This window comes from Streptosporangium carneum (assembly GCF_027922005.1).
GTDB classification, from domain to species: Bacteria; Actinomycetota; Actinomycetes; order Streptosporangiales; family Streptosporangiaceae; genus Streptosporangium; species Streptosporangium carneum.
The window spans coordinates 357,970-371,339 of sequence record NZ_BSEV01000006.1 but is presented as its reverse complement, the minus strand read 5'-3'; the positions used below and the strand labels follow the sequence as shown (position 1 = coordinate 371,339).

Sequence of the window (13,370 nt, the reverse complement as noted above, 5' to 3'; positions counted from 1 at the left end):
CGACCGGGTTGATAGGCCGGAGGTGGAAGCGCAGTAATGTGTGGAGCTGACCGGTACTAATAGGCCGAGGACTTGACCATAAAGCAACTCCTGCTGGTTGTGGGATTTTTTCCCTGCAGCGCTTTGCATCCTGGCTGGGTGTGGAGCTGCGCGGGAGGGTCCTGCGAGCTGTGTGAGTGTGTGCTCGCGTCCACTAGGCAATTCTGAAACAACAAGCACGGCCGTGGTGCGGCTGCGTGTTTGACAGTTTCATAGTGTTACGGCGGTTATGGCGAAGGGGAAACACCCGGTTACATTCCGAACCCGGAAGTTAAGCTCTTCAGCGCCGATGGTACTGCACCGGGGACGGTGTGGGAGAGTAGGTCGCCGCCGGACAATCTTTCAAGGAGGGTCACCCCGTTCGGGGTGGCCCTTCTTTGCGTTTCCGGGACTTTTCCTGTGAAAACTCAGCCTGGTGGTGCTCGTGAGGATGCTTTTCGTGCGAGGAGGCCAGCTGAGGGGCGGGCAGGGATCTTCGGAGAGAGTTGTAGTTGATCGTTTACAGACGCAATGGCATAAGGCGTACGGACTTTGAGCGGCTTGCTAGGCTGGAGGGGCCGGGCCGCCCCACCGAGGGTGGCCTTCGTCGCGCCAGACCACGATAGGGCGGGGCAGCGATAGCGAACGGGGCGCATCCCGCGGCCAGAGACCGCCCGCACAGCGAATCGTCCCTTCCGCTTGGAAGACGGGGCGCGCTCGCCGAGTGAGCAAAACGAATGGAACCAGAAGTGAACAGTGACAACGGGCGTGACGGCGCGGGCCGGCGCGAAGAAGGCGAGAACCGCGGATCTGGCGGTCAGGGAGGCTACCGCGGCGATCGCGCGGGTGGCGACAGGGGACGTCCGGGGGACGGTCCTCGATACGGCGAGCGCCGAGAAGGGCGTTCGGGGGGTTCATACGGTTCCCGCGATCGAGGTGACCGGCCGGGCGGCGGTTACCGCGACAACCGTGGTGGTGAGGGTCGTTCCTACGGTGACCGCGACAACCGTGGTGGTGACCGTCCGTCGTATGGTCGGGATGACCGTCCCGGTGGTGGTGAGCGTCGTTCGTACGGTGACCGTGACCAGGCGCGTAGTCAGTACGGTTCGCGTGACCGGGGTGAGCGTCCTGGCGGTGGCAGGCCTTCCTACAACCGCGACGACCGTCCGGGCGGCGGCTACCGCGACAACCGCGGTGGTGACCGTCCCTCGTACGGCCGGGATGACCGCTCCGGTGGTGAGCGTCGTCCGTTCAACCGTGATGACCGTCCCGGCGGTGGCAGGCCCTCCTACAACCGCGACGACCGTCCCGGTGGTGGCTACCGCGACAACCGTGGCGGTGAGCGTCGTCCCTACGGTGACCGCGACAACCGTGGTGGTGACCGTCCGTCGTATGGTCGGGATGACCGTCCCGGTGGTGGTGAGCGTCGTTCGTACGGTGACCGTGACCAGGCGCGTAGTCAGTACGGTTCGCGTGACCGGGGTGAGCGTCGTCCGTTCAACCGTGACGACCGTCCCGGCGGTGGCAGGCCTTCCTACAACCGCGACGACCGTCCGGGCGGCGGCTACCGCGACAACCGCGGTGGTGACCGTCCGTCCTACGGCCGGGATGACCGCTCCGGTGGTGAGCGTCGTCCGTTCAACCGTGATGACCGTCCCGGTGGTGGTGAGCGTCGTTCGTACGGTGACCGTGACCAGGCGCGTAGTCAGTACGGTTCGCGTGACCGGGGTGAGCGTCGTCCGTTCAACCGTGACGACCGTCCCGGCGGTGGCAGGCCTTCCTACAACCGCGACGACCGTCCCGGCGGTGGCAGGCCTTCCTACAACCGCGACGACCGTCCGGGCGGCGGCTACCGCGACAACCGCGGTGGTGACCGTCCGTCCTACGGCCGGGATGACCGCTCCGGTGGTGAGCGTCGTCCGTTCAACCGTGACGACCGTCCCGGCGGTGGTGACCGTCCGTCGTATGGTCGGGATGACCGTCCCGGTGGTGGTGAGCGTCGTTCGTACGGTGACCGTGACCAGGCGCGTAGTCAGTACGGTTCGCGTGACCGGGGTGAGCGTCGTCCGTTCAACCGTGACGACCGTCCCGGCGGTGGCAGGCCTTCCTACAACCGCGACGACCGTCCCGGTGGTGGCTACCGCGACAACCGCGGTGGTGACCGTCCCTCGTACGGTGACCGCGACAGCGACCGGCGTCCCTCCTACAGCCGAGACGACCGTGGCGAACGGCCTTTCGGAGACCGAGACGGCGCGTTCCGCGGCGAGGGCGAGGGTTCCCGTACCCGCTACAGCAGGAACGACGGCGCCAACGACCGCGATGAGGCTCCGACCCGGCAGCGCGAGGAACTGCCCCCGCTCGCTCCCGACATCACCGCCGAGGAACTCGACAAGGAGGTCAGGGAGGAGCTGCGTTCTCTCCCGCTCGACCTCGCGGACCTGATCTCCCGTCATCTCGTGGCCGCCGAGCGGGCCCTCAGTGAGGACGATGCCGAGCAGGCCTACGAGCACACCAAGGTCGCACGTCGTTTCGCCGCTCGGATCGGGGTGATTCGCGAGGCCGTCGGTATCGCCGCCTACCGGGCGGGCCACTTCGCCGAGGCGCTCAGCGACCTGCGTGCGGCCCGTCGCATGACCGGCTCCGACTCCTTCCTGCCGATCATGGCGGACTGCGAGCGTGGTCTCGGCCGTCCCGAACGCGCTCTGGACCTGGTCCGCTCCAAGGAGGCCGAACGTCTCGACCGGGTGGGCAAGATCGAGCTCGCCATCGTGGAGTCCGGTGCCCGCCGGGACCTTCACCAGAAGGACGCTGCGGTGATCACTCTCCAGCGTCTGCCGGAGTTGCGTGACACCCGTCCGCAGCCCTGGTCGGCCAGGCTGGCCTTCGCCTACGCGGACGCCCTGGCCGACGCGGGTCACGAGGGGCCCGCCACCGAGTGGTTCGGCCGCGCCATGGCCTTCGACGAGGAAGGCGAGACCGACGCGGCCGAGCGTTACGCGGAGCTGACCGGCGCGATCATCGAGGACATCGAAGAGGACGACGAAGACGACGAGGACCTCGACCTCGACGAGTCCGACGCCGGCGAAGAGGCGGCCGCTCTCGACGAGGACGACGAAGAGGGCCTCGACGAAGACGAAGAGGACCTCGACGACACGGGCATCGACGACGCCGCCGAGCTCGACGCGGAGATCGAGGCCGAGGACGACCTCGACGAGCTGGAGCCCGTCATCGGCGAACTCGCGGAGGAAGAGCCTCCTCTTCTTCTCGAGGAGGAGGCCCAGGACAAGGCTGAGGACAAGGTCGAGTCCGGCGTCGGTCCCGCCTTCATCGAGCCTGACTTCGGTGACATCCTGGACGACTCCCTTGAAGGCGACCTCGACGGCGAAGACGACGACGTGGACGAGAGCGCGGTCGAGACCAAGAACGAGACCAAGAAGAAGTAATCCGGCGTCCTTCCCGGGCGAACGCGATGCTTCACCCGGGAAGGACGGCGTCCTACGGCTGGACGCGGTCCAGCCAGTGCAGGATGCCCGCCACGTTGGACGGGGCGCCGCTGAGGAGTTCGAACTGCTCGGCGGTCGCCTCGTCTGCTGTCAGCGCCGCGTACCGTTCGCGTGTGCGTTCCCTGACCATCGCCACGGCGTGATCCAGGTCCATCCCCTCCGAGCGCGCCTGGCGGGTCAGGTCGACCCAGACGCGTAGTTCCTCGGCCGAGCGCCCCAGGGTCTCCTCCACGTCCGTGACGGGTCCGTAGTGACTGAACAGCAGCCGCTGCGGGCCCAGTGCCCCGAACAGCGTGATCGAGTTCAGCGCGGTCTCCAGGTCGAAGTCCGGAGGCGGTGTGGCCGGACGCAGGTCGCCTGTCTGTGGGAGGTACACCCCTGCCGCGTCGCCGACGTAGAGGTCACCCGTACCCGAATCGATCAAGCCGACGTGGTGTTTGGCGTGGCCGGGGGAGTAGTGGCTGCTCAGCGTGCGTCCGTTCCCGAGATCGATGGCTCCCGTGTCGCCGAGCGCGCGGATTCGCGAGGATTCGGTGGGGGACAGTTCACCGAACAGGACATCCAGCTTGTCTCCCCAGACCATTCGGGCACTGGCCATCAACCGGGAGGGATCGGCGAGATGCCGCGCGCCCTTCTCGTGGACCACGATCTCCGCATCCGGGTAGAACGCGGCGATGTCCCCGACTCCACCGGCGTGGTCCAGATGGATGTGCGTCACGACGATCGTCGCCAGGTCCCCCGGGCCGACGCCCAGGGAGGTCAGGGCGTCGCGCACCACGGGGGCCGAGGTGGCGGTGCCGGTCTCCACCAGGCAGGGCCGGTCTCCGAGGATCAGATATCCGGCGGTGATGCCGGAGTACCCCGCCATCCTCGTGTCGATCTCATAGACCTCTCCGCCGAGAGCGGTGATGTTGTCCACAGGCCACCTCAGAACTGGAACGGACATCCCCAGAACGGCGTTCGAGCCGTTCCGGCACAGCTCACATCGTAAAGAGTCGTCCCTGTCGGCAGAGAGCGAGGGAGGAAACGATGGATCGCAACGAGGTCATCCTGGTGGGCCGCCTGCCCGAGGCGGTGCGCATCAGGTCGTTGCAGAGCGGAAGCACGCTCGGCACCTGGCGGATGATCGTCCGACGGCGGCATCACGGCCGTGGGACCCGGGTGGACACCATTCCGTGCGCGTCGTTCGAGCCGGAGGTCACCGTGACCGTTGCCGAGTGGCTTCCCGACGACATGGTCGAGGTGGTCGGCTCGCTGCGTCGCCGATGGTGGGGAAGCGACGGGACGAAGTCGTCCGGCTATGAGGTCGAGGTCCGTTCGGCGAAGCGCCTCGAACGTCCGGCCGCCCCTGTGCCGGGCGATGACGGAAGCGGCACGGCGATCGCTCCCGCCTCCCCCAGGCCGGTTCGGTCCCTTCTGCTTCCCCCGAGGGGGGAGGCCTCTCCCGCCGGAGCGGACCGGCAGAGCGAGAAAGAGGCAGGGAAAGAGGCAGGGAAAGAGGCAGGTCCGGCCGTCACCTCGGCTTCCGCTCTCCCGGAAGACGGATCATCCGTTCCGCGAGTCGCGATGGCGCATTCTCCGGGGAAGACGGGGCCTCGCCGGGAGACACAGAAGCCACAGAAGGCAAGGGGCGGGTAGGCCGCGAAGCGAGCGGCCAACCGGAGAACGAGCGGGCCCGTCTCTCAGACGAGGTGTCTCTCCCTTCCTCCGGTTGCCGGGGGAGCGAAGGCGGCAGGCGCTGTCAGCCGAGGGTCAGGGTGCGCAACACCAGTCCCGTGCGGGGTTTGGGGCCGAAGGAGGTGGACTTGCGCGGCACCCGTTCCCCCTGGGCCGCGACGGTGAGGACGTCGTCGACCGCCAGCGGGTTGAGCAGCACAGCCGTCCCTCCCGACGCGCGCGCGAGCCGTACGGCCGCCGCGGGATCGTGGTGCACGATGCGGACCGACTGTTCGTCGTCCCGCATCCCCCAGATCCTGGGGAGCAGGAACTCGGCGAGGACGGCGGTGTTCAAGGAGCGCCACCGGCTGGACCGGTCGGTGGGCATGGCGTGCTCGAGTTGTTCGGGGTCGGGGTCGGTGAGCAGATGCGCGGCGCCTCCGGCGGACAGGAGGAAGGCGGGTCCCGTGGCGTCGGCCAGCGCCGCCATTCCCTCCGCGAGATCGGCGTGCTCGCGCACCTGCCAGGCTCCCTTGGCCTTGGCCACTGCCTGCTCCAGCGGCAGTTTCGGGATCACCCGATGGATGGCCTTGAGGTCGGGCGGATAGGAGCTGGAGTCCACCAGGAGCGCCAAACCGAAGTCCCAGGGCCCCGGCTCCACCGGTCGGTGGGGAGGGCTCACGGCTGGGAGGTCCTCGCCTGGAGTTTCCGCGCCCGGAGTGTCTGCCTTCGGAGCGTGGGGGGCCGTGGCGCCCGTGCCGGGAGTTCGTGAGTTCGGGGGCGTCGCGCTCGGGGTGCCTTTGGAGGTGCGCGGGTTCGAGGCGTTCGTGCCCGGCGCGCCGGCGTGGAGGAGCTGCGGGTTCGGGGAGTCGGCGCCGGACAGGTTCGGGGAGGCCGCGTCAGAGGTCGGGGAGGCCGCGTCAGGAGGCTGCGGGTTCGGGACGCCTGCTTCGGAGGTGTGGGGAGCCTGGGCTTGCGAGTGTGCCGTGGCGTGGTGTTCGCGCTGGAGGGCGAGATAGGTGGCGTAACGGTGGTGGCCGTCCGCGATGAGGGCCTGGCGGGTGCGGAGGTCGGCGTTGACGGAGGCGAGCTCGCCGGGGTCGGTGACAGCCCACAGGCGGTGTCTGACACCGTCGCGGGTCTCCGTTTCCATCAGGGGCGGCAGGGAGGCGGAGACCCGGTCGACAAGACGGGTGGCGGCGCCGTTCCCGCCTTCGTAGAGCAGGAAGATCGGCTCCAGGTTGGCCTCGGTCACGCGCATCAGGGCCAGCCGGTCGGAGACCGGACCCGGCATCACGTCCTCGTGGGGCAGGATGACGCGTTGTTCGGGACGGGCGAGGCCGACGTCGCCGATGAGCCCGCGCTGGAGGAGCCCGGGTCCCGTCTGCTCGTAGACGTAGACGGCGGGTGTCTCGTCGGCGACCAGCACCCCCGAGGAGAGCCAGGCGTCCAGGGTCTGCCGTGCCTCGGCGTACCGATGACGGTCCGCTCCGGGAAGGATAAGCCGCACCACGTTGTTGGGATGTGAGTCGAGCAGTTCCCGAACGCTGGTTTCTTCGATGAGATCGTAGGGGGGAGAGGTCACCTCGGCCGGATTGTCGACCGCGAACCGTACGCCGCGAAACGGGCGAAGCACGAGCCCGTCGGGTATCGGCAGTTCAGGATTCGCCATATAGGGCATGCTGCCATAAAGGCCTGAAACGTCCAGGGGTCGCCTCGATGGCGCGGCGGCGCCCCGGTCCGTCAGGGAATCGGCCAGATCTGTCGTCTGTCGATGAAGGAGGCCTCACGTATGGTCCAAGGACGTAGCGGTCCGTCTGATTCCCCCAACCCCGAGACGGGCGCTCCGGTCGGGGACGTCTACGAATGGTTTCAACGAGGAATGAAGCTCCTGGGCGAGGGCAGCCCTGCCGCCGCCGCCGCGCTGCTGGAACGCGCCGCCGGCGCCGAACCTGAGTCGCGGAGCATCCGCGAGGCGCTTGCCCGCGCGCAATTCAACTCCAGGCAGTACGCCGATGCCGCCGACAGCTTCCGGTGGATCATCGACGCCAATCCGGCCGAAGACTACGCCTATTTCGGACTGGGCCTCTCCCTGTGGCGGACCGGTGACATGGAGGGGGCGCAGGAACCTCTGGCCATCGCCGCCGCCATGCGTCCCGACCAGAGACACTACGTGTCGGCGCTGAAAAGCGTCCGGGCGACCCTGCGTGCCCGCCGGATGTGATTCTTGCGGGTGGTGAAATGGGCGGGTGGACACACAGACGCTGATCGACCCATATGACACCCTTCTCCTCGACCTCGACGGGGTGGTCTATCTCGGGCACGATGCCGTGCCGGGGGCTCCTGAGGCGTTGCGCGAGGCGGCGGATCGCGGTGTGCGACTCGCCTACGTCACCAACAACGCCTCGCGTACCCCCGGCGCGATCGCCCAGCACCTGAGCGCGCTGGGCGCTCCGGCCTCTCCCGACGACGTGGTCACCTCCGCTCAGGCGGCCGCGAGGCTGGTGGCCGAACGGGTCGAGCCCGGCGCGGCCGTGCTGGTGGTCGGAGGAATGGGGCTGCGCAGCGCCCTGCGCGCCCACGGACTGCGGCCGGTCAGCACCGCGATGGACGCCCCGGTGGCCGTGGTGCAGGGGATCGCCCCCCATCTCTCCTACGGCCTGCTGGCCGAGGGGACGCTGGCCGTGCGTCAGGGGGCCCTGTTCGTGGCCGCGAACGCGGACTCGACCATGCCGACGGGGCGAGGCGAGCTCCCCGGAAACGGCGCGATGACCCGGGTCATCGCCACGGCGACCGGCGTCGAACCGATCGTCGCGGGAAAGCCGGAGCCGCCGCTGCACCGGGAGTCGATGCTGCGGACCGGGTCGAGACGACCGCTGGTCGTCGGAGACCGGCTCGACACCGACATCGAGGGGGCGACGAACGCCGGAGTGGACGGCCTGCTGGTGCTGACCGGCGTGGCGAGTCCGCTCGACCTGCTGACCGCCGCTCCCCGGCACCGGCCCACGTACGTCGCCGCCGGTCTGTCGGCCCTGCACCAGCCCTATCCCCGGGTACGGCGGGACGGGGACGGCTGGGCGTGCCAGGGGTGGAAGGCCCGCTGGGCCGGTGGCCACCTCCACCTCGACGGCGCGGGGGATCCCGTCGACGGGCTCAGGGCGGCCTGCGCCGCGACCTGGGAGGCGGCCGGTGACGGCAGGGCGGACGAGGACGCCGTGAAGGCCGTCCTCGACTCCTGGTTCTCGAGGCGCGCGTCCTCCCGGGGGTGAGCCGTGACCGCGTGTCGCGGCTCCCACGCCGCCGTTCGTGTGTCACGGCTCGCGCACCGTCTTCCACATCCTGTGACTCACGCGTCACGGTCGGCGAGCCGTATCGGCCGTCCCCTTCCCGGGGAGGCGATCACAGGAGCTTGCGCAGGCGCAGCAGGTCGCCGAAACTGGCGTCGACCTTGACCCGGCCGCCGAACACCGCGCGTCCCATGTCGAGTTCGCCGTTGACCAGCGCGATCAGGTCGTCGCTGCCGATGGTCAGCTTCACGTTGGCGGGCCGGCCGTCGGTGGGGGGCAGGTCGGCGAAGGGGCCGAGCCCCCCGTGGTGAATCCGGCCGTAGAAGGTGACGCCCAGGTCGCTGATGTGGCAGCTGATGCTGCGTTCGACCACATGCTTGGCCCGACTTGCCTGGTCGAGCTCGTCGAACTGCTCGCCGAGCTTGCGCAGTGCCACCCGGCACTCTTCGACGGTCGCCATCGCGTGGCGCTCCCTTCTGCTCGGGCCGGCTCTGTTCGGACCGGCCCGAATCCCTTGTCTCTACGGACGGTAGCGTTCCACATGAACACGGCATGTGATCCGCCGCACGGGGGGTGCGGCGGAGAAGGGGGCTTGTGTCATGGTGTTCGGCACATCACGGGGACGTGTGCGGGCGGCTACCGGTCTCACTGGGATGTCAACGAGCGGGACGCCCGTGGTAGTTCGCGGATCGCCGGCCTTCCGGGAAACCGGTCCGTCCCGAACGCCTGGCCGGGGCGGAGGGAGGGGCGGGAGAGCGGTCGCGGACACGGGCGGGGCCGTCGAGGCGACGAGCGCCGTCGCTTCCGATACGGTCAAGGCGTCAACGGGCGGGGCGGCCCGCGCGCCGCGCGCCCGTGCGACCACCAAGTCGGCGAAGAGCAGCTCCGGAGGGGGCGCATGACGGACCTGCCGGAAGAGACCGGCGAGGAGCGGGTGGACGTCGCCCTGGGCGGGCTCGCCCGGCTGGAGGCGCTGCCCGTCTCGGCGCACGCGGGTGTGTTCGAGGAGGTGTTCGCCGGGTTCGAGCAGGCGCTCGCCTCGGTGGACGGCGTCACGGGCCAGCACCGGTGAGCCGGCGCACGCGTCTCGACAGCGAGCTGGTGCGACGAGGTCTCGCCCGCTCCCGGGAGCAGGCGGCCCAGCTCATCGAGGCAGGCCGGGTCACCGTGGGCGGCAGGCCCGCCGCCAAGCCCGCGACCCAGGTGGAGACCGCCTCCGCGATCGTGGTCGCCGAGGCGGCCGAGGGGCCCGACTACGTCTCGAGGGGGGCGCACAAGCTTCTCGGCGCGCTTGAGGCGTTCGGCCCGGCGGGGCTGACCGTGGCGGGGCGCCGCTGCCTGGACGCGGGGGCCTCGACCGGAGGTTTCACCGACGTGCTGTTGCGCAACGGCGCCGAGCACGTGCTCGCCGTCGACGTCGGATACGGCCAGCTCGCCTGGTCGCTGCGCACCGACGAGCGGGTCACGGTCATGGAGCGGGTCAACGTCAGGGATCTGACGCCCGACATGGTGGGGCGGCCGCCCACCCTGGTCGTCGGCGACCTGTCGTTCATCTCGCTGCGCCTGGTGCTGCCCGCCCTGTCCGCGTGCGCGGCCGAGCGGGCGGATTTCGCGATGCTGGTCAAGCCCCAGTTCGAGGTCGGCAGGGAGCGGGTCGGCGCGGGAGGGGTCGTCCGCGACCCCGCGCTGCGGGCCCAGGCCGTGCAGGATGTCGCCGAGGCCGCGCGGACGCTCGGCCTGACCGTGCGGGGTGTCACCGCGAGTCCGCTGCCGGGCCCGTCGGGCAACGTGGAGTACGTCATCTGGCTGGGCAAGGGGGAGGGCGCGCCGCCGGTCGAGGACCTCGCCGCCGAGATCGAACGCGCGGTGGCGGAAGGCCCCCAGTAGTGCCCACCCCTCCGAAAGAGTGGAAAATGACTGCCAAGCGCACCGTGCTGGTCACCGCACACACCGGGCGGGGAGCGGCCGTCGACAGTGCTCGCCTGGTGATCGGCCAGTTGGTCGACGCGGGGCTGAACGTGCGCGTCCTGCGGGCGGAGGCCGAGTCGATCGCCTGCGCGGGCGCCGACGTGATGCCCGCGAGCGAGGCGGCGGTGCAGGACGCCGAGATGATGATCGTGCTGGGCGGCGACGGCAGCCTTCTGCGGGCCGCGGAGCTCGCCCGGCCCGCCGGGGTGCCGCTGCTCGGCGTCAACCTCGGGCATGTCGGCTTCCTCGCCGAGGCCGAGGTCGAGGATCTCGCCGAGGCGGTCGACTCCGTGGTGCGGGGCCGCTACGACGTGGAGGAGCGGATGACCATCGAGGTCACCGCCCGCCTCAACGGACAGCTGCTGGCCGACACCTGGGCGCTCAACGAGGCCACGGTGGAGAAGCGCGAGCGGATGCTCGAGGTGGTCGCCGAGATCGACGGGCGGCCGTTGTCGCGGTGGGGGTGCGACGGGGTCATCTGCGCCACGCCGACGGGTTCGACCGCCTACGCCTTCTCCGCGGGCGGCCCCGTGGTGTGGCCGGAGGTCGAGGCGATGCTGCTGGTGCCGATCAGCGCCCACGCGCTGTTCGCCAGGCCGCTGGTGGTCTCTCCCCGGTCCGCGCTGGCCCTGGAGGTCCAGCCCGCGACGGCGGGGGCGGTGCTGTGGTGCGACGGCCGCCGCCGGTTCGACCTGCCCGCGGGAACGCGTGTCGAGGTCCGCAGGGCGGAGCTTCCCGTACGGCTGGCGCGGCTGCACGGAGTGGAGGAAACCGGGGCGCCGTTCACCGACAGGCTGGTCGCCAAGTTCGACCTTCCGGTCCAGGGATGGCGCGGCCGGACGCGGCCGTAGACCCTGCCCCCAGCGTAGGCGGCCTCCGCGCGACAGGGCCCGGCTCGTTCGGGCGATCGCCGTCTCGAGCGCGTAGGATCGTGCCCGCGCACCGCACTGATGTTCGGTGAATTCGATGTGACGGGAGGGACCAGTGCGACCCAGGGTCGAGGAGGTCCGCATCCAAGGGCTCGGTGTGATCGACGAGGCCGTTCTGGTGCTCTCGCCGGGATTCACCGTGCTCACGGGCGAAACCGGTGCGGGCAAGACCATGGTGGTGACCGGTCTGGGACTGCTGTTCGGCGGCAGGGCGGACCCGGCCCGTGTCCGCCCCGGCTCCGACAGGGCGACCGTCGAGGGCACGCTCGTGGTCGACCCGGCGGGCCGGGTGGCTCAGCAGGTGCAGGACGTGGGCGGCGAGGTCGAGGACGGCGAGCTGATCATCTCGCGCACCGTCTCGGCCGAGGGCCGCAGCCGGGCCTGGCTCGGCGGGCGCAGCGTCCCCGTCGGCACCCTCACCTATCTGGCCGAGGACCTGGTCGCCGTGCACGGCCAGATGGACCAGCAGCGCCTGCTCCAGCCGGGGCGCCAGCGCGCCGCCCTCGACCGTTACGCGGGGGAGGAGCTGGTCAAGCCGCTGCGCGCCTACGAGCAGGCCTACAAGCGGCACAAGCAGGTCGCCGACCAGCTGACCGAGCTCACCGCCAGGGCGAAGGAGCGCGCCCAGGAGGCGGACCTGCTCAGGTTCGGGCTCCAGGAGGTCGAGCAGGCCGACCCCCGGCAGGGGGAGGAGGCCGAGCTGCGTGAGGAGGAGGAGCGGCTCTCGCACGCCGACTCCCTGAGAAGCGCGGCGGAGACCGCGCACCGGGCGCTGCTCGGCGACCCGATGTCCGGCGAGCAGGAGATGCAGGACGCCATCGCGCTGGTCGGCCAGGCGCGCGCCGCCGTCGAGGCGGTGCGCGACTTCGACCCGGCGCTCGCGGAGATCGCCGACCGTCTCGCCGAGGCGGGATACCTCATCTCCGACGTCGCCACCGAGCTGGCCGCCTACGCCGAGTCGGTCGAGGCCGACCCGATGCGGCTGGCGATCGTGCAGGAACGCCAGGCTGTGCTCACCCACCTCGTCCGCAAGTACGGCGAGGACACCGGCGTCGTGCTCGCCTGGGCCGCGCAGGCCGCCCTGCGCGTCACCGAGCTTGAGGGGGACGACGAGCGGATCGGCGACCTCGCCCGCGAGCACGAGGAGCTCACGGGCCGCCTCACCGACCTGGCCGCGGAGCTGACCCGGGTCAGGACCGCGGCGGCCGAGCGGTTCGGGCAGGCGGTCACCGAGGAGCTCACCGCGCTGGCCATGCCGCACGCCAGGGTGGTCGTCACCCTCACCGCCGCCGACGACTTCGGCCCCCACGGGATCGACGAGGTCGAGCTGCGGATGTCCCCACACCCGGCCTCACCGCCGCTTCCGCTGAACAAGGGGGCCTCGGGAGGTGAGCTGAGCCGGGTCATGCTCGCCATCGAGGTCGTCTTCGCCGGCGCCGACCCGGTTCCCACGTTCGTCTTCGACGAGGTCGACGCGGGCGTCGGCGGCAAGGCCGCGGTGGAGATCGGCCGCAGGCTGGCGCGCCTGGCGCGCACGGCGCAGGTGATAGTCGTCACTCATCTGCCCCAGGTCGCGGCCTTCGCCGACCAGCATCTCGTGGTGGAGAAGGCCGGTGACGGCAGCGTGGTGCGCAGCGGGGTGGTCGCCCTGGACAAGGACGGCCGGGCTCGCGAGCTGTCGCGCATGCTCGCCGGACTCGAGGATTCCGAGCTGGGCAGGGCGCACGCGGAGGAGCTGCTGGCGATCGCCGCCGCGGACAAGGCCTGAGGGAGGCCTCCGTCCGCGCGGGGCGAGACGGCGCAGGAGTCGCCGGAGACGGCTGTCACCGCCGGTGTGTGAGGAGTCTCCCGGCACAGGTAAGACAGAGGAGGCCACCGTCGCCGCCAGGACATGAGAGGGTTGCGTCGCGCGCGGGGGGCGTGAGGACGACTTTCACCGGCTGGTGAGAAGGAATAACAAGGACCGTTTTGGATAGCTCGGGGGAGCGAGGTTGCGTGGGGATCTTCAG

At 70.3% G+C, this 13,370-nt stretch carries 11 protein-coding genes and 2 rRNA genes; 9 read left to right on the top strand and 4 right to left on the bottom strand.

Features of this window, described 5'->3' with window-relative positions:
- Together PKF00_RS16895 and rrf are read left to right on the top strand one after the other, a co-directional pair.
- Nucleotides 1-80: ribosomal RNA gene (locus PKF00_RS16895) — 23S ribosomal RNA — on the top strand; the annotation flags it as partial.
- A 178-nt stretch (nucleotides 81-258) separates the two neighbouring features.
- Nucleotides 259-375, top strand: a 5S ribosomal RNA gene (gene rrf, locus PKF00_RS16890).
- A 557-nt stretch (nucleotides 376-932) separates the two neighbouring features.
- On the opposite strand, the gene PKF00_RS16885 is transcribed toward rrf, so the two are convergent.
- Nucleotides 933-2,528, bottom strand: coding sequence for a hypothetical protein (locus tag PKF00_RS16885; RefSeq protein WP_271218470.1), 1,596 nt, complete (start codon nucleotides 2,526-2,528; stop codon nucleotides 933-935).
- Here PKF00_RS16885 and PKF00_RS16880 point away from each other — a divergent pair.
- Nucleotides 2,475-3,461: a hypothetical protein gene (locus PKF00_RS16880; RefSeq protein ID WP_271218469.1), complete on the top strand. Its 987-nt coding sequence runs from the start codon at nucleotides 2,475-2,477 to the stop codon at nucleotides 3,459-3,461. The genes PKF00_RS16885 and PKF00_RS16880 overlap by 54 nt on opposite strands.
- A 52-nt stretch (nucleotides 3,462-3,513) precedes the next feature.
- Here PKF00_RS16880 and PKF00_RS16875 read toward each other — a convergent pair whose 3' ends face one another.
- Both PKF00_RS16875 and PKF00_RS16870 read right to left on the bottom strand, forming a co-directional pair.
- Nucleotides 3,514-4,467 (bottom strand): MBL fold metallo-hydrolase, encoded by a 954-nt coding sequence (locus PKF00_RS16875; protein ID WP_425582215.1) that lies wholly within the window; start codon nucleotides 4,465-4,467, stop codon nucleotides 3,514-3,516.
- A 795-nt stretch (nucleotides 4,468-5,262) separates the two neighbouring features.
- Nucleotides 5,263-6,849, bottom strand: coding sequence for a DUF1015 family protein (locus tag PKF00_RS16870; protein ID WP_271218467.1), 1,587 nt, complete (start codon nucleotides 6,847-6,849; stop codon nucleotides 5,263-5,265).
- A 210-nt stretch (nucleotides 6,850-7,059) separates the two neighbouring features.
- Here PKF00_RS16870 and PKF00_RS16865 point away from each other — a divergent pair, with 210 nt between their 5' ends.
- Both PKF00_RS16865 and PKF00_RS16860 read left to right on the top strand, forming a co-directional pair.
- The gene (locus tag PKF00_RS16865; RefSeq protein ID WP_271218466.1) at nucleotides 7,060-7,401 is read left to right on the top strand and encodes a tetratricopeptide repeat protein; all 342 of its coding nucleotides are present in this window, start codon (nucleotides 7,060-7,062) and stop codon (nucleotides 7,399-7,401) included.
- Nucleotides 7,402-7,426: 25 nt separating this feature from the next.
- Entirely contained in the window at nucleotides 7,427-8,446 is a 1,020-nt protein-coding gene (locus tag PKF00_RS16860) for an HAD-IIA family hydrolase (protein WP_271218465.1), read from the top strand.
- Nucleotides 8,447-8,576: 130 nt separating this feature from the next.
- Here PKF00_RS16860 and PKF00_RS16855 read toward each other — a convergent pair whose 3' ends face one another.
- On the bottom strand, nucleotides 8,577-8,924 hold the full coding sequence (locus PKF00_RS16855) for an SCP2 sterol-binding domain-containing protein (protein WP_271218464.1): 348 nt from the start codon (nucleotides 8,922-8,924) through the stop codon (nucleotides 8,577-8,579).
- A 438-nt stretch (nucleotides 8,925-9,362) separates the two neighbouring features.
- On the opposite strand from PKF00_RS16855, the gene PKF00_RS16850 reads away from it, so the two are divergent.
- The 4 genes from PKF00_RS16850 to recN all read left to right on the top strand — a co-directional run bounded on the left by PKF00_RS16850 (nucleotide 9,363) and on the right by recN (nucleotide 13,129).
- A complete protein-coding gene (locus tag PKF00_RS16850; protein ID WP_271218463.1) occupies nucleotides 9,363-9,536 on the top strand; it encodes a hypothetical protein in 174 nt (57 codons plus the stop codon).
- Entirely contained in the window at nucleotides 9,533-10,351 is an 819-nt protein-coding gene (locus PKF00_RS16845; protein ID WP_271218462.1) for a TlyA family RNA methyltransferase, read from the top strand. The genes PKF00_RS16850 and PKF00_RS16845 overlap by 4 nt, the downstream gene beginning before the upstream one ends.
- A 26-nt stretch (nucleotides 10,352-10,377) precedes the next feature.
- The gene (locus PKF00_RS16840; RefSeq protein ID WP_271218461.1) at nucleotides 10,378-11,283 is read left to right on the top strand and encodes an NAD kinase; all 906 of its coding nucleotides are present in this window, start codon (nucleotides 10,378-10,380) and stop codon (nucleotides 11,281-11,283) included.
- A 133-nt stretch (nucleotides 11,284-11,416) separates the two neighbouring features.
- A complete protein-coding gene (gene recN, locus PKF00_RS16835) occupies nucleotides 11,417-13,129 on the top strand; it encodes a DNA repair protein RecN (RefSeq protein ID WP_271218460.1) in 1,713 nt (570 codons plus the stop codon).
- Nucleotides 13,130-13,370 lie beyond the last annotated feature (241 nt).

Coding starts and splice junctions, on each gene's coding strand:
- PKF00_RS16850 (WP_271218463.1), top strand. CDS start 9,363: ATGACGGACCTGCCGGAAGAGACCGGCGAGGAGCGGGTGGACGTCGCC.
- PKF00_RS16870 (WP_271218467.1), bottom strand. CDS start 6,849: ATGGCGAATCCTGAACTGCCGATACCCGACGGGCTCGTGCTTCGCCCG.
- PKF00_RS16865 (WP_271218466.1), top strand. CDS start 7,060: ATGAAGCTCCTGGGCGAGGGCAGCCCTGCCGCCGCCGCCGCGCTGCTG.
- PKF00_RS16855 (WP_271218464.1), bottom strand. CDS start 8,924: ATGGCGACCGTCGAAGAGTGCCGGGTGGCACTGCGCAAGCTCGGCGAG.
- PKF00_RS16840 (WP_271218461.1), top strand. CDS start 10,378: ATGACTGCCAAGCGCACCGTGCTGGTCACCGCACACACCGGGCGGGGA.
- PKF00_RS16875 (WP_425582215.1), bottom strand. CDS start 4,467: ATGTCCGTTCCAGTTCTGAGGTGGCCTGTGGACAACATCACCGCTCTC.